Annotated in this window: 16 protein-coding genes; 10 read left to right on the top strand and 6 right to left on the bottom strand. The window is 56.4% G+C overall.

The annotated features are described in order from the left end of the window. Positions 1-127: 127 nt before the first annotated feature. From ACR0JW_RS19650 to ACR0JW_RS19625, 6 genes are all read right to left on the bottom strand, one after another. A complete protein-coding gene (locus ACR0JW_RS19650) occupies positions 128-1,123 on the bottom strand; it encodes an ABC transporter ATP-binding protein (protein WP_170682057.1) in 996 nt (331 codons plus the stop codon). Next, on the bottom strand, positions 1,120-2,154 hold the full coding sequence (locus ACR0JW_RS19645; RefSeq protein ID WP_170682056.1) for a Gfo/Idh/MocA family protein: 1,035 nt from the start codon (positions 2,152-2,154) through the stop codon (positions 1,120-1,122). The genes ACR0JW_RS19650 and ACR0JW_RS19645 overlap by 4 nt, the downstream gene beginning before the upstream one ends. Beyond that, positions 2,151-2,990 (bottom strand): carbohydrate ABC transporter permease, encoded by an 840-nt coding sequence (locus ACR0JW_RS19640; protein ID WP_170682055.1) that lies wholly within the window; start codon positions 2,988-2,990, stop codon positions 2,151-2,153. Before ACR0JW_RS19640 ends, ACR0JW_RS19645 begins: the two co-directional genes overlap by 4 nt. A gap of 10 nt (positions 2,991-3,000) precedes the next feature. Further along, a complete protein-coding gene (locus ACR0JW_RS19635) occupies positions 3,001-3,915 on the bottom strand; it encodes a carbohydrate ABC transporter permease (protein ID WP_170609749.1) in 915 nt (304 codons plus the stop codon). Between the two features lie 71 nt (positions 3,916-3,986). Then, positions 3,987-5,240: an ABC transporter substrate-binding protein gene (locus ACR0JW_RS19630; RefSeq protein WP_170682054.1), complete on the bottom strand. Its 1,254-nt coding sequence runs from the start codon at positions 5,238-5,240 to the stop codon at positions 3,987-3,989. Positions 5,241-5,264: 24 nt separating this feature from the next. Continuing rightward, a complete protein-coding gene (locus ACR0JW_RS19625) occupies positions 5,265-6,152 on the bottom strand; it encodes an N-acetylmuramic acid 6-phosphate etherase (RefSeq protein ID WP_170682053.1) in 888 nt (295 codons plus the stop codon). A 167-nt stretch (positions 6,153-6,319) separates the two neighbouring features. Between ACR0JW_RS19625 and ACR0JW_RS19620 the strand changes: the two genes are divergently transcribed. The 10 genes from ACR0JW_RS19620 (at position 6,320) to ACR0JW_RS19575 (ending at position 14,493) form a co-directional block, all read left to right on the top strand. Beyond that, a complete protein-coding gene (locus ACR0JW_RS19620; RefSeq protein ID WP_170682052.1) occupies positions 6,320-7,195 on the top strand; it encodes a BadF/BadG/BcrA/BcrD ATPase family protein in 876 nt (291 codons plus the stop codon). Further along, on the top strand, positions 7,182-7,931 hold the full coding sequence (locus tag ACR0JW_RS19615; protein ID WP_170682051.1) for a GntR family transcriptional regulator: 750 nt from the start codon (positions 7,182-7,184) through the stop codon (positions 7,929-7,931). The genes ACR0JW_RS19620 and ACR0JW_RS19615 overlap by 14 nt, the downstream gene beginning before the upstream one ends. A gap of 21 nt (positions 7,932-7,952) precedes the next feature. Further along, a complete protein-coding gene (locus tag ACR0JW_RS19610; protein ID WP_170609759.1) occupies positions 7,953-8,981 on the top strand; it encodes an SIS domain-containing protein in 1,029 nt (342 codons plus the stop codon). Next, positions 8,978-10,120 carry an N-acetylglucosamine-6-phosphate deacetylase gene (gene nagA, locus ACR0JW_RS19605; protein WP_480714342.1) on the top strand — a complete coding sequence of 381 codons (1,143 nt, stop codon included), beginning with the start codon at positions 8,978-8,980 and terminating at the stop codon, positions 10,118-10,120. Before ACR0JW_RS19610 ends, nagA begins: the two co-directional genes overlap by 4 nt. A 242-nt stretch (positions 10,121-10,362) precedes the next feature. Then, entirely contained in the window at positions 10,363-11,460 is a 1,098-nt protein-coding gene (locus ACR0JW_RS19600; protein ID WP_480714341.1) for a tyrosine-type recombinase/integrase, read from the top strand. Next, on the top strand, positions 11,453-12,181 hold the full coding sequence (locus ACR0JW_RS19595; RefSeq protein ID WP_480714340.1) for a hypothetical protein: 729 nt from the start codon (positions 11,453-11,455) through the stop codon (positions 12,179-12,181). The genes ACR0JW_RS19600 and ACR0JW_RS19595 overlap by 8 nt, the downstream gene beginning before the upstream one ends. An 84-nt stretch (positions 12,182-12,265) precedes the next feature. Then, entirely contained in the window at positions 12,266-12,469 is a 204-nt protein-coding gene (locus tag ACR0JW_RS19590) for a helix-turn-helix domain-containing protein (RefSeq protein ID WP_170609766.1), read from the top strand. 95 nt (positions 12,470-12,564) lie between these two features. Next, positions 12,565-13,137, top strand: coding sequence for a helix-turn-helix domain-containing protein (locus ACR0JW_RS19585; protein WP_480714339.1), 573 nt, complete (start codon positions 12,565-12,567; stop codon positions 13,135-13,137). Between the two features lie 272 nt (positions 13,138-13,409). Continuing rightward, positions 13,410-14,240 carry a class I SAM-dependent methyltransferase gene (locus ACR0JW_RS19580; protein ID WP_170609769.1) on the top strand — a complete coding sequence of 277 codons (831 nt, stop codon included), beginning with the start codon at positions 13,410-13,412 and terminating at the stop codon, positions 14,238-14,240. A gap of 43 nt (positions 14,241-14,283) precedes the next feature. Further along, positions 14,284-14,493, top strand: a complete 210-nt coding sequence (locus tag ACR0JW_RS19575) for a hypothetical protein (protein ID WP_170609771.1) — start codon at positions 14,284-14,286, stop codon at positions 14,491-14,493. Positions 14,494-15,272: the final 779 nt, after the last annotated feature.

Below are 15,272 nucleotides of genomic sequence, written 5' to 3'. Positions count from 1 at the left end.
TGTCCGGGGCGGCTTAAAAAAGTGAATACCCCGGTAACCTTCTTCGATGCGTATGGGACAAGGCCGTTGCTAATAGCACCGATCGCTATACTCGGCGGTTATCCGAACACGTTGTTGGCACCGCGCGTCACCGCAGGCGCATTCCATCGCTGTCAAACCGATAGGCTTTATCCGGAGAGAACGACAGGTGCAGTTCTTCCCCTTCCGAAATGGCATGTTGGCCGAACAACCGGGCTGTCACCGAATGCTCATCCACTTTTGCAATGACATTCGTATCGCCGCCCAACTTTTCCACGTGGCTCACGCGTGCGGCCAAGGGGCCGCCATCGGACAGGAACAGGTCTTCGGGACGGATGCCGATGGTGTTCTGCCCTTCGCCATGGACCAGATCTTCCGGCAGGAAATTCATCGAGGGTGAGCCCAGAAAGCCAGCAACGAACTGGTTGGCCGGGTTATTGTACAATTCCATCGGGCTGCCGATCTGTTCGACCCGACCGTCGCGCAGAACGACGATCTTGTCGGCCAGCGTCATGGCCTCGGTCTGATCATGGGTCACATAGATCATCGATGCATCCAGAGCGCGATGCAGGTTGGCGATCTCGATCCTTGTGTTCATGCGAAGCGCGGCGTCCAGGTTCGAAAGCGGTTCGTCAAACAGAAACAGCTTGGGTTCGCGGACGATCGCCCGGCCGATGGCGACACGCTGCCGTTGGCCACCTGACAGTTCAGACGGAAAGCGATCAAGATACGGCTCAAGGTTCAGCATCCGGCTGGCATTGGCGACGCGTTCCTCGATTACCGCTTTGGGCTGTTTTTCCTGTTTCAGCGCCAGCGTCATGTTTCCGCGCACGCTGAGGTGGGGGTAGAGCGCATAACTCTGGAACACCATCGCGATCCCGCGTTTGGAGGGCGGAACAAGGTTGACCTCCTGGCCACCGATGCTGATTTCGCCCGAGGATGCATCCTCGAGCCCTGCAATCACACGCAGCAAGGTTGATTTGCCACAGCCTGATGGGCCGACGAAGACGACAAATTCACCTTCTTCAACTTCAAGCGTGATGTCTTTCAGGACATGCACATTGCCAAAGGACTTGTTTACATTGGTCAGGGTCAGAGCGGTCATTGTGCGGGCTCCTCAAGGGAAACGGGTTGGCCGGTCCGGATGCTTTCATCCGCGGCGAGACAGATGGCGAGCGACTGTACGGCGTCGGTCATATGGCGAGTCAGGTCGATGTCTTCGGCAATGGCGCGCAGCATATAGGCCTGTTCGGCGTCACAGAGCTCCTGATGGCCGGGTTCATCGGGCATTTCGATTGTGCGGTCTCCCTCCGGCGTGTGGACCAGCAGCCCGCCGACTTTCGTATGGCCATCGATATCGGCGGAAGCGCCCTTGTTGCCGTCCGTGATCGAAACGGACCCGTTGGGGGAAACGATATCTTTCACAAAGAACGCGGTTTCGGACATCATCGGGCCCCAGCCCGCCTCGTACCAGCCTACCGATCCATCGTCGAATATCACCTGAAACTGACCGTAATTGTACATATCAGGCGCGATCTCATCGGACAGGCGCAAGCCCATGCCATGCACGCGGACAGGGTGCGCGTCAGTGATCTGGCACATCACGTCGACATAGTGCACGCCGCAGTCAACGATGGGCGAGGTGGTCTGCATCAACGCTTTGTGCGTCTCCCATTCTGCGCCCGAAGATTGCTGGTTCAGGTTCAGGCGGAACACATAAGGCCCGCCCAGATCACGCGCCTCGGCAATCAGCCGCATCCATGAAGGGTGGTGGCGCAGGATATACCCGACGACCAGTTTGCGGTTCAGTCGAGTGGCGGTTTCAACCACGCGCCGTGCGTCAGCGACGTTGGTGGCAAGAGGCTTTTCAACGAACACATGCGCACCGGCTTCCATCGCCGCGCAGGCGTAGTCGGCGTGACTGTCCGAGTAGGTGGCGACCACCACCAGATCCGGTTTCGCTTCGTCCAGCGCCGCTGCGAAGTCCGAATAAGCCGGATAACCAGCAAGCTCAGGGTGATCCACACGGCCGGACCGGTTCACCAATCCGACAATCTGGGCGTCGGGATGGTGGTGGTGAGCCAGCGCGTGGCTCAGCCCCATATTGCCAAGGCCTGCAATCAGAACACGGGTCATTTGACAGCTCCTGAAGTGATGCCACGGATCAACTGGCGCGAGAAGATGACGTACAGGATCAGCACCGGCAGGATCGCCATGGACAGCGCTGACAGAACCGCGTTCCAATCGGTCACAAACTGACCGATGAAGACCTGGCTGCCCAGCGTCAGCGTTTTGGTTTCTTCAGCCGGGGCAAGGATCAGCGGGAACCAGAGGTCGTTCCAGATCGGGATCATGTTGAACACGGCCACGGTTGCCATGGCAGGGCGGACGAGGGGCAGCACCAGCCGGAAGAAGATCGTGTACTCCGACAGCCCGTCGATGCGGCCGGCATTCTTCAGGTCATCGCTGACCTGTCGCATGAACTCGGACAGGATAAACACCGCCAACGGCAAACCTTGCGCTGTATAGACCAGTATTAGCGCCCAGAGGCTGTTTACCAGCCCTGTTGCCACCATCATCTCAAGGATTGCGACGGTGCCGATGCGGATCGGGATCATGATCCCAAGCGCCAGGTACAGGCCCATCACCAGGTTGCCCTTGAACTGGTATTCGGACAGCGCATAGGCCGCCATGGCGCCGAACAGCAGGATGAAGAACAGCGATGCCACGGTGACGATCATCGAATTCTGGAAATAAAGGAAGAAATCCCCCTGCTTCATCACCGTCTCATAGCCGATCATCGAAAAGCTTTCCGAATTCGGCAAAGCCAACGGTTCGCGAAAGATGGCGCGGCGGGATTTGAAGCTGTTGATCAGGATCACGAAGACCGGGAACAGGGCGATCAACGTGTAGAGAATCAGCGCGCCGTGCATGGCGTACATATTGAGGGGGTTATGACGTGCTTTGTTCATCGCTTGGCCCTCATAGTTGATACCGGCGCATCCGGGTCTGGATGCCGAACAGGTAGATGCAGACACCGACGAGGATGATGGCGAACATCGCACCGGCTATCGCGGACCCCATATGCGGATCGCCCAGCTGCAACTGGAAGCCGAAGAATGTGCGGTACATGAATGTGCCCAGAATGTCGGTTGAGAAGTCCGGACCCGCCAGCGCACCTTGGGCCGCATAGATCAGGTCAAACGCGTTGAAATTGCCTACGAAGGTCAGGATCGAGATAATCCCGATCGACGGCAGGATCAGCGGCAGTTTGATTTTCCAGAATGCGGCGGCACCGGTGATGCCATCGATCTCTCCGGCCTCGAGAATTTCTTCCGGAATGGTCAGTAGGGCGGCGTAGATCAGCATCATCGGGATGCCCACGAATTGCCAGACCGAGATCAGCGCCAGCGTGGTCAACGCGTATTCCTCTTTCCCCAGCCACGGTGCGTAAAGAGACTTGAGGCCGATGGCGTCCAACATGGACGGCGCGATGCCCCAGATCGGTGACAGGATAAGCTTCCACGCGAACCCGACGATCACGAAGCTCAGGATCGTGGGGATGAAAATGGCCGACCGGTACAGTGCCGCAAATCGCAGGCGCGGGTGGCTGAGCAGGGCGGCCAGAGCGATCCCGATGGGGTTCTGCACCAGCATGTGGATCAGGAAGAACCAGAAATTGTTGCCCAATGCGTTCCAGAACTGTTCAGACCATATGGGGTCGAAAAACAGCGTTTGGAAATTCTGCAACCCAACGAAGACGCGGCTCTGATCGATCTCGGTGTAAAGCGCCAGACGCAGCGTGTTGAACAGCGGAAAGATCATCACTGCGGTGTAAACCAGCACGGCGGGTGCCAGAAAAACAACGATATGCCAGCGGAAGCGGGGGCGGTTCATCGGACTGCTTTCAATGGAGTGTCGGGTATACCCGGGCGATCATCGCCGCCCGGGTAAGGTTGAGGCCAGACTTACTGGTGCGGCGCGTACCAGGAGGACAGACCCTCCTGCAGTTCTGCGCCCAGTTCCTCGGGGGTGCTGGCACCTTTGATGGCGGCGACCGATGCGCCCCAGGTTTCGTTTTCAAGGTTCGGCGTGCCGCGCGACAGGATTTGATAGGTCGAGCGGATGGTCGATTCACACTCGTCGCGCCAGCCGACGAATTCCTTGGCCAGCGGGTCCTGCAGTTCTACCGGAGTGTTTGACAGCGGGAAGAAGCCGGGCACGGCGTTGCCGAAAATCTCGGCGAACTCGGGGCTTGCGACCCAGGCCAGGAAGGTTTCTGCCGCTTCCGGATGCTTGGTGGCAGCATTCATGCCAATGCCGATATCGGTGTGGTCAGAGATATAGCAGGTGTCGCCCACATTTTGGACCGGCGGCTTGAATGCGCCCATTTCGAAATCCGCCTGCGAGTTGAAACCGGCAATCTCCCACGAACCGGCAGGGTAGATCGCAGCGCGGCCCAGCGTGAAGATATTCTGGCTGTCGGGGTAGGTCTGCGCCTCGTACCCGTCACCCAGATACTGGCTCCAACGTGCCAGAGTGGCGTAGGGGGCTGTCCACGGCTCATCGGTCAGTTTCTGTTCGCCCGCGATCAGGGCCTGTCGACCTTCTTCGCCTTTCCAATAGTTCGGACCGATGTTGTTATAGCCCATCGTGGCGGCTTCCCACTGGTCGTTGGTGCCCATCGCCATCGGGATGTAGCTGCCGTCTTCCTTGATCTTGTCGAGCGCGGCAAAGAATTCATCTTCTGTGGTTGGGACTTCAATACCCAGTTCGGCAAACGCATCCTTGTTGTAGATGAAACCATGGATCACCGACGCCATCGGAACGCAGAAGCTGGCCGAGCCGTCATCCGTCTGCCACGCGGACTTGGCCACGTCCGAGAAGTTGCTCATCGCTTCGACCGAGGACAGATCGGTCAGGTGACCAGCTTCGTACAGGGCCAGAGAAGCGTCAAAAGGACGGCAGGTGATCAGATCTCCGGCCGAACCTGCATCGAGCTTCGAGTTCAGAACCGCATTGTATTCTGCCGGGGCCGACGGGGTGAATTGCAGTTTGATGCCCGGGTTTGCGGCCTCGAACGCCGGAATGATCTGCTCTTGCCACAAAGTCAGGTCGTCATTGCGCCAGCTTTCGATGGTCAGCGTCACATCCTCGGCCATGGCGCCGGTCGCGGCCAGCGTCGAGCCGAGCAAGGCCAGTTTCAGACTTCTATATGTCATTTCTCTCTCCCAGTTGGTTAGCAGTCATGTGTCCTGCGCCAGTGCGGCGCTCAGGTTTCCATTTGCATTGCGCAGTCGCGCGGTTGCTTCGAGTAATGTCAGGTCAAGCGCCGCGATCAGAATGGCGGGTTTTACCTCGCCTTTTGCAATCGCCAGCGCCCGGTTGGCCGTTTCGCTGTGGACGCGGGCGATGCGGCAAACGATGCCGGTGGCCCGGGCGCGCAGCTTGTCATTGTCGGCGTGCAAGTTGACCATCATGCCGTCGTGAACATGACCCAGTTCCAGTGCCATCAGCGTCGACAGCATGTTCAGGGCGATCTTCTGCGCGGTTCCGGCCCCCATGCGGGTCGAACCCGAAACCAGTTCGGGCGGTGTTGCCAGCAGGATCGGTATGTCGGCCTTCTGTAAAAGTGGGCTGCCGGCATTGTTGGCAATACCGATCACGCAGGCGCCGCGCGCGCGGGCAATCTCGATGGCTGCCACCGTATAGGCCGTTGAGCCGCTGGCTGAGACCGCGATGACCGTATCCTGCTTGCTTAACGCGCTGAGGGCCTGGTCAAGCCCGTCCTGCAGATCCTCGGCGTCACCGGGCATTTCTACCCCGGTCGGGAGGCCGCCGGCCATATGAATGCGCAGTTGGTTGGACGGTATCGAAAAGGTTCCGCCCAGTTCCTGCGCGTCTGCTGCGGCCATCAGGCCGGAAGATCCGGCGGCGGTGTAATGCAGAACCCCACCAGCCTGAATCGTCCGTGCCATTGTGTGCGCACCCTTTGCGATCGCGTCGGCCGCGTCACGTACGGATTGCGCCGCTGCTATCTGGCCCTCGGCCAATAGCAATGCCGAGGCGGAAAGGTCGCCCGAATCCAGGTTGGCGGCAGCGCTGTGCACTTGTTCTGTTGATGGCAGCGTCAAAGGATTCCCCCTGTTGATCGGTTTACAATACCTATTTAATACCAATTGTCCAACACTTTATTTTCTTCACGATTTCTTGGTGATTGGTGGGGCAATTGGCGGGTTTTTGTTGATTCTGGTCTATTTCAGTCTTTCAAAATGCTTAAAGGTATTATAATGGTATTGTCATGACTGAGTCCCTCGCAGATGCTGTTTTGGCCGTGGATGGCGGTGGAACGCGATGCCGCGTTGCCTGTGCCATTGCGGGAAGTGTCTGTCAGGTTGAGGCTGGCTCTGCGAATGTTTCGACGGATTTTAACGGTGCCGTGGGTCAGATTCGGGCCGGGCTTGACGCGTTGGCGGGAAAGCTTGGCGTTGATTCCCGCACATTGATCGGCCTGCCTGCGTTTGTCGGCCTCGCCGGTGTAACAGATGCCACTTTGGCGCAAAGACTTAGAGATGCGGTGGGGTTTGCCTGCGCGCGTGTCGAAGACGACAGGCCTGCTGCGGTTCGGGGCGCGCTGGGCGCGCAGGATGGCGTTGTGGTCCACTGCGGAACCGGTTCGTTCCTGGCGTCGCAGCGAAACCGCGTCATGCGGTTCGCGGGTGGCTGGGGCCCTGTTCTCGGTGACGAGGCATCGGCGCAATGGGTCGGCCGGCAAGCTTTGTCCCGAACGCTGAGCGCACTTGATGGCGTTCATCCCCGATCCGACCTGACGCGAAACCTGTTGTCCGATCTTGGGGGTGCGCCCGGTATCGTGCAGTTTGCCGGCAGGGCCACACCATTTCAGTTCGGCGAACTCGCGCCCCAAGTCACGAAAGCTGCCGGAAACGGCGACGTCGTCGCGGTGCGGATCATGCAGGCAGGGGCGGATTATGTCGTGGAAACCGCCGGTCAATTGGGCTGGCAAAGCGGTGTTACGATTTGCCTGACCGGCGGTATTGCAAATCACTATGCCGACTATCTGCCGCCGGATATGCAATCCTGCATTCGCCCGCCATTGGGAGAGCCTTTGGCAGGGGCACTGGAACTGGCGAGGGAGGTTCAGCATGAGTATCACTGATTTCCTGCGCCCCGACGCGTGGCTGGGCCGCGACAACGGTCCCCGTTATGTGCAACTGCGACGCAGATTGCAGGAAGGTGTCGATACCGGCGTGCTGCCGCCGGGCTCTTCGCTGCCTTCCGAGCGGGAACTGGTTGAAATAACAGATCTTTCGCGCGTGACCATCCGAAAGGCCATACAGGAGCTGGTGCAAGAGGGCGTCATCGAGCAAAGGCAGGGCTCGGGCTCGTTCATCCGTCAGCGATTGCCCCGTGTCGAGCAGTCGCTGACGCACCTGACATCCTTCTCCGAAGATATGGCCAGCCGGGGCATGCAAACCACCTCGAAATGGCTTGAGCGCGGAGTTTTTGAGCCCTCGGTCGAGGAAGTGAACGCCCTGAACCTGTCCGAGGGCGAGCAGATTTCCCGTATCTATCGCCTGCGTGAGGCCGATGGCCGACCGCTGGCGTTGGAACGGGCAGCCTTGCCGCTGGACATCCTGCCCAACCCGATCGAGGTGACCACATCCCTGTATGAAGTGCTCGACGATCTGGGGCATCGCCCGGTTCGTGCGGTGCAGAAGATTTCAGCCCTTAACCTGGCGGCGCGCGAAGCGGATTTGCTGGCTGTTCCCGAAGGGGCGGCAGGGCTGAACATAGAACGCATATCATTTCTGAAAAACGGACGGGTCGCGGAACTGACCCGATCCCTCTATCGCGGTGACGCCTACGACTTCGTAGCCGAATTGCGGTTGTAACACGGAAAGGCCGGTACTCTTATGTCCGCAGAAACCACAAAAATGCGCCGGGAGATTCTGGAAATCCCCGACGCGGTCGAACGGCTGCTGTCTCAGGGCGCGGCCCAGATCCAAACGGCGGCCCAACTGGCGCGCGATGCCGATCCGCGTTTTCTGGTGTCAGTGGCGCGCGGTTCGTCCGATCATGTCTGCACTTATCTGAAATACGCCAGCGAGCTACTGCTGGGTTTGCCGGTGGCTTCGGTCGGGCCTTCCGTCAGCTCAATTTATGGCGTTGATCTGAAAGCGGACGGAACGCTGTGCCTGTCGGTCTCCCAGTCGGGTCAAAGCCCGGATATTGTCGGAATGACCCGATCGCTCAAGGCGTCAGGCGCGCTTACGATGGCGATCACCAACAACACAGAATCGCGCCTGGCCGAGGTGGCGGACGCGGTGTTGCCGATCCACGCGGGCCCCGAGCTGAGCGTGGCGGCCACCAAGACATTTGTAACATCGCTTGTTGCCGGGCTGTGGCTGCTGGCCGAGATCAAGGGCGATGGTGCGCTGTTGCGCGCCATTCACGCGCTGCCAGATCATCTGGCCGCCGCCGCGCGATGTGACTGGTCTGCCGCAGCCGCGGCCATCGACGGGCGGTCGCTGTTTACTCTTGGCCGCGGACCCTCACTGGCGATCTCCAACGAAGCCGCCCTCAAGATCAAGGAAACTTGCCAAATCCACGCCGAAAGCTACTCGGCCGCCGAAGTGCTGCATGGGCCTGTCTCCATTGTCGACGAGGGGTTTCCAACGATTGTGTTTGCCGCCCGCGACGCCGCCGAGCAAAATGCGGCTGAAGCGGCCGATGCGCTGGCAGAAAAAGGAGCGACCGTGTTTGCAGCGACGGACAAGGTCAAACGGGCCGAACCTTTGCCGGTTGTGCGCACCGATCACTGGCTGACAGATCCGATAACGGCGATCACGGCCTTTTATGGCATGGTCGAAGCCGTAGCTGACAATCGCGGAATTGATCCCGATACCCCACGACATCTGAAGAAAGTGACCGAGACGGTATGAGCGCCAGCGCGATAACATTCAGAAACGGAAAAATATTTGACGGTACGCAGTTGCTGAGCGATCGGCCGGTGCGGCTCGTCGATGGGAACCTGACTATTCTTGGGCGCGAATCGGATGCATCCGGTGAAGGGGTCATCGTTGATCTGGGCGGAGATATCCTGAGCCCCGGATATGTCGACCTTCAGATCAACGGCGGGGACGGGGTGATGTTCAATGACGACCCCTCCGTCGAAACTCTTGGCCGGATAGCTGCGGCACACAAGCGGCTTGGTGTGTCGCACCTGTTGCCGACGCTGATCACGGACACGGCAGAGAAGACGGCGGCAGCCATCGAGGCCGCTGTTCAGGCGTTTCGGAAAGGTGTTCCCGGCATTGCCGGTCTGCATCTGGAAGGACCGCATTTGTCGGTTGCCCGAAAAGGGGCGCATGACGCTTCTTTGATCCGGTCCATGGGGGATGCGGACCTTGATGCGCTGATCAGGGCGGCCGAGTTGCTGCCATGCCTGAAAGTGACGCTCGCCCCCGAGGCAGTGACACTGGAACAGGTCATGGAACTCAAGCAGGTCGGCGCATTGGTGTCGCTGGGCCATAGCGATGCGGATTTCGAAACCTGCCAGCGCTATGCCAAAGCTGGGGCATCTTGCGTCACTCATCTGTTCAACGCGATGAGCCAGATGGGCAATCGTGAACCTGGCCTTGTCGGCACCGCCTTGGCCAATGGTGGTTTGTCTGCAGGTCTGATTGCCGACGGTATCCACGTGCATCCTGAAGTAATGCGGGCCGCCTGGGCTGCCAAAACCGGACCCGGCCGGATCTTTCTTGTCAGTGATGCAATGGCTATGGCTGGAACGGATCAAACGGAATTCAATCTGGAGGGGCGTCGCATTACGCGCACAGATGGGCGGCTGACCCTTGGCGATGGAACTTTGGCTGGCGCCGATCTGGACTTGACGACCGCTGTCAGAACCCTGGTTGAACAGGTCGGTGTGCCCTTGCAGGACGCTCTTGTGGCCGCGACAACAACACCTGCACGGATGATCGGGTTGCCGCCTGCGCCCTTGCAGGCGGACACATTGATCCGGATATCTTCTGACCTGAAATCCTGCACGTGGTTGTCCGAAAGCCTGCCCTCTGCCTGAGGCAGGTTTTTTGATTTCCACCCGGCGAACTGCGCTTGACGCGGTCTGATGCATCGCTTAAACCGCCACCTGCTGAGCGGGCGTCGTATACTGGCTATTACCTCAGCCTTCCAAGCAAGCGTTATGAGCTTCCCAGGCATTCCTGCAGTTGCCAAGCCATTCATACTATGTATTTATTTTATTGATACTCGTTCCTCGAGTTTCCTTGAGTTTCAATTCACTTCCGACAAAAAACTGACAAAATGCCAAAGCTCACAGAGACCTTCGCCCGCAAGGTTCCACAGACAAAAAAGGGCACTGCCAAGCACTGGGATAGCGAGGTCAAAGGGCTCGTTCTATTCGTCGGCAAGCAGTCCAAAACCTGGTACTTCCAGAAAGATGTTGGAGGGCAAACCCGGCGGGTTTTAATCGGTCGGCACCCTCTGATCTCTGCGGACGTCGCACGACAAACTGCATTGGGTTTTGCGTTGGACTGGGGCAGGGGAGCAGGCAGGCAGCTGCAGATTGGAGCACCCACTCTTGATACAGCTATGGAAACTTATCTGGCACGTCCAAAGCTTCGGTCTGAGGCCCACCGGTCCGGGTTGCGGCAGCAGTTCGAGCTTCATTTGAAAGATTGGCTACGCCTGCCGCTGAATGAGATCACAAAATCCATGGTGGTTGAGCGCCATAGGTCGATGGCCGCGACACCGTCCTCCGCAAATCACACTTTGAAGTACTTTCGGACAGTCTGGAATCACGCGCGGCGGGTGCATGATCTGCCGGAAAGCCCAACGATGGCCATAGAGTGGTTTGAGGAACAACCAAATGGCTCGATAATTGAGGATTTGAACGCGTGGCGCGAGGCCGTTGATGAGCTCTACAACCCGATCCACAGGGTATTCTACGAATTGCTCTTGTTCACAGGGCTTCGCAAAACCGAGGCACTGACGCTCGAATGGAAGAACGTGCAGAAAGATCACATACATTTGCCGATGACCAAGAACGGGCGCAGTTTTGATCTCCCCATATCGCAAGTGCATCACGAGATACTTGCTCCTTTACGGGGCCTTCATCACCAATGGGTCTTTCCCTCTCCGAAGTCACCGAGTGGCCATTTGAAAGGGCCCCAGCGTATGCAATGGTCCATTCATTCCCATCGTCGGACATTCGCGACGGTCGCCATGGAGGCTGGAATATTGGAAGAGATTGTAGGACGCCTTCTCAATCACACGCCGCTATCAATCACCGGTCAGCGCTACGTGAAGCCGTCGCTAGACGCCCTCACACCAGCGATGGATTCTGTGTGTCGGGAATTGACCCGCAGGACAAGGAGGAACGCGGTGGATTGTAATGTCTAAGCGAGATTGGATTTGGCCTGTCGATTCCGACTTACCTGAATTGGATATGCCAGATCCAGAGGAGTTTAATAGTGGGCCCAGCGAATTCAATACGGAGTTAATTCGCCTCCTGAGAAAGCACTTTGATAAGTACGAACGCTTTGATAACGAAAGCTATGGCTGGATGGCCCATTACCTAAATTTCGACCAAGCTCATGAATTGGACGAGTTCTGGTCATCTAAAGAGGCGCTGGAAGACCTCGCTAGGCTCAGAACACGCCTAAACGAAGCAGGAGAAATCTTGGATCGGCTTCCTACGCCCGTCAGTGATGCGTTTCGCATCGGCGCATTGAATCGGAGTGGTTTACGAAATCAAAACAAAGTGGCTGATGTTCGTAACGTCTGGTTAAACGATGCAATTGAAGAAACACCACATTGGAAGGCGATGATGGCCGAAGTAGAGTTCTTCAAGAGACTTCGCTACTATATTGAATTGATTAAAGATGCTGAAACTGCTGCTGCTCAGGGCAAGCCGGTCGGGAAGAAGGCAATTGAAGCTTGGCGCTTAGTCTCGGCTTGTGTCAGGCTTTGTGAGCGCCACCCAGACACAATCCGAGTTCCTAAAGCGATGAATGAAGGTGGTCCATTCTATCGATTCCTGTGCGATATGTTCGAGGTGTTTGGTATTGAAGAGCTTCCAACGTCGGCATTTAGAGGCTGGAAAAAACATGTGGGTCGTTAGAAGGATTCTTTCTTTCTGACGACCCATGACGAAAATGCCACCTACGCCTTTTTTGTTCCTAGACATACTCAAAGGAGCAAGGCCATGCAGGCGCACTATCTGACAACACAAGAAGCTGCTCAATACACCGGAATAAGCCAAAGCTATCTCGCAAAACTGCGCATGGGTATCGGTAGCGTTACGGGACCGAGGTTTATTCGGATCGGTTTACGATCCATCCGCTACAAGCGCTCTGATCTCGATGCGTGGATGATTTCGCGAAGCGAAGGTGTCGGGGGAGAGGGCTAATGGCTCGAACGGCTCCATTTACGAAACTTCGCTACCATTGGAAGAGGCGAATTCAAAGTTCAGCTCATCTGGCACCACGAACCAAGCACTTTGCAATGTTCGTCTGCGATCAGTTTGTGTCAAAAGCGAATGGTTGCTTCTGGGCCAGAAATACAACGCTCGCCAGCGCGTTTGGCGTTCATGAGCGCAGCATCCAGCGTTATCTTCGGGAACTCGAAGTGTGCGGTTGGATCACGCGTGTTCGTCGACGCGGCGTTCGTCGCACATTTCAGATCAGCGTGCCGCGAGATGCCGAATGCGACACTGAACATGACATTGAAATACGCAAAAGGGCGACAGACCTGTACCGGAAAGGCGACAACGTTGTCGCGCAAAATAAGAACATAGGAAAGAACATAGAAATCAAGCTCGGTGCGACATGTGGTGGTGCGTATCATTGGTTCGACGAAAGAGACGCATCTGCTCTTCGTGAATGGGAAGCGTTCGTAACTGCCAAGACCGCCTTCAATTTTGAGGCGTTGGCGCAATTGCTGAGAAAGGATGGTTCTATTGCTTTGCCGGCACGTTTCCCAAAATCTGAAGAAGCAGATCGGTATGTTCGGTTCTTTGGCGAAGTCATTCTCAGCAAAGGACAGAGCATTGGTACTGCACCGTCGCCAACTCGATGAAGGTCTCCTTGGGGGGGCATCAAAAGTCTTAGGGCTAAAAGCTAGGGACCGGTGGGGGTAGTCAGATTTTTTCGCGTGAAACTTTTAAGGGGGGGGGTCCCACGAATTGTGCACTTAGGGCTGTAAACAGACTTTTTCTACACCGTTCATGGAACTCCGAAAAGAGGAGCAGAACAGACATCAAACTATCGCTGAACATCCGCACCGCGGACAAGGCAGACATTTCGGATAACCGCGTGTACCCTAACTGCATCGATTAGAGAGGCTGTGTAATGACTAATCCGAATGAAGTCGCGCACCATTACCATTCCGGACACCTGCTCCAGCAGATTTCTGATGGTTGCGCTGCGCTGAACCTAACCCCACCATTTTCTCAAGACGCCTTGGCTCCAGTTGACGAGTTTCACGTTGGTGGGCGCCTCGCAACCGAACCGTTTGTGAAGGCTCTTGGCCTTACGCCCGAAAGCCGGGTTATCGATTTTGGATGCGGTCTCGGCGGTCCGGCACGCTATGTCGCGGCAGCTACCGGAGCGCACGTAACCGGCGTTGATTTGACCGCTGAGTTTGTGGAAACCGGACGGACACTCACAGAATGGACAGGGTTATCGGATCGGGTTCAACTTATCGAAGGCAGCGTGCTCGATTTGCCGATAGAAGCTGGTTCCATGGACGCCGCTTATATGATCCACGTTGGCATGAACATCGCGGACAAACTAGGCATAGCGCGCGAGGCGAAACGGGTCCTCAAGCCAGGAGGAATCTTTGCAATTTACGATGTGATGCTAGTCGGAGAGGGACAAATGGACTATCCGGCGCCTTGGGCTTTTTCTTCAGATCAAAGCTCACTTGCATCACCAGAGACGTATGAGGCTGCTTTGAAGTCCGTTGGTTTCGAGGTGAGTGACCGGATCGACCGCACTGAATTTGCCAAACAGTTCTTCGCCGATCTGGCTGCCGCGCAAAGCCGTGCAGATGGCCCTCCACCACTGGGTCTTCATCTTATCATGGGCGATGATACCGCGCTTAAGGTTCAACACATGGTTCGGAACATCGCCGGTGGATTGATTGCTCCGATTGAAATCCACTCTCGCCTCCCAGAGTAATAAACCACTCTATACTATCGGCGAATGCCAGAAAGGTAGGTTGATGGCAGCAGACAATTTCCGACTGACCAAAGAAGCTACTCTCAAATGTGACAGCCATATTGTGCCGGCTATGTTTGGACCACTGGCGCAAGCGACAATGGAGAAGGCGCCGATTTCGTTCCGCGATGGAGACTTAATTTCGAACCTTCTGACGGACGCAGGCTTCCAAATCAGCCGTCATGACGCCTTTGTGCTTGAACGCCGTTTTTGAAGACCTGCGGGAGGTGGACCTCAGAAAGGCGAGTGACGATATTGCTGAAGCGGTTGTGGCAGAAGTGGCCGCTGAGCCGGCCCAGTACGACAAGTCCGGAGTATTGCGCGTTCCACAAGAAGCGCATCTTTTCGTCGCCGAAACGAGAGAGGAGATTCGTCGAGGGCTGAACCAAAGACGGCAGTGCAGACGCAGAGGCCGTTTGCTGCGGCGCAGAGCTCCGGTTTCAATTGAATGATTGCTCAGCAGACGGAGTGAACGAACAGAGCTATCTTTCGCTGTTTGGTCTAAAAGCGCGGATTCTCATTGTCTATCTCAGGGCAAAAGCCTTCTTCTACTACAGGATCGATACATAGCTTGCGACGGACGCTCTATTTAGAAAAAAGGCCAGTAGAAGAAAAAACAACAATATTGGGGCCGCAAATATAGCTTTTCTTATCATAAGTTTTAGGGAGCTATTCTTGTTCGGCCCAAACGTTTCGACCTCGTCGTCGTTTAAAGGTGGGAATAGCTCCCTTTTGCTTTGCTTAACCATAGTCAACTCGTAAAAACTATTTATTCTTTTTCAGACCTCACATTAACCGAGTGTTAACGCCCCTATTATTTCCGTTTTAGCGATTTTTTTTGATCTCTTTTGGAGACAAAAACTTTAAAATTACCGCCATTGTCAACAGTCTTATGTTCCCAGGTGATTCTTTTGGGAGTAACGGCTAAGCTGTTAATGTTAAATTAAAAATATCCACTCCGAAATGTCGGATCGTTGCCACATTCTGGCCCCG

This window comes from Ruegeria sp. BG6 (assembly GCF_056538465.1).
The sequence above is the reverse complement of the archived record's forward strand: the minus strand, read 5'-3'. Positions and strand labels throughout refer to the sequence as shown.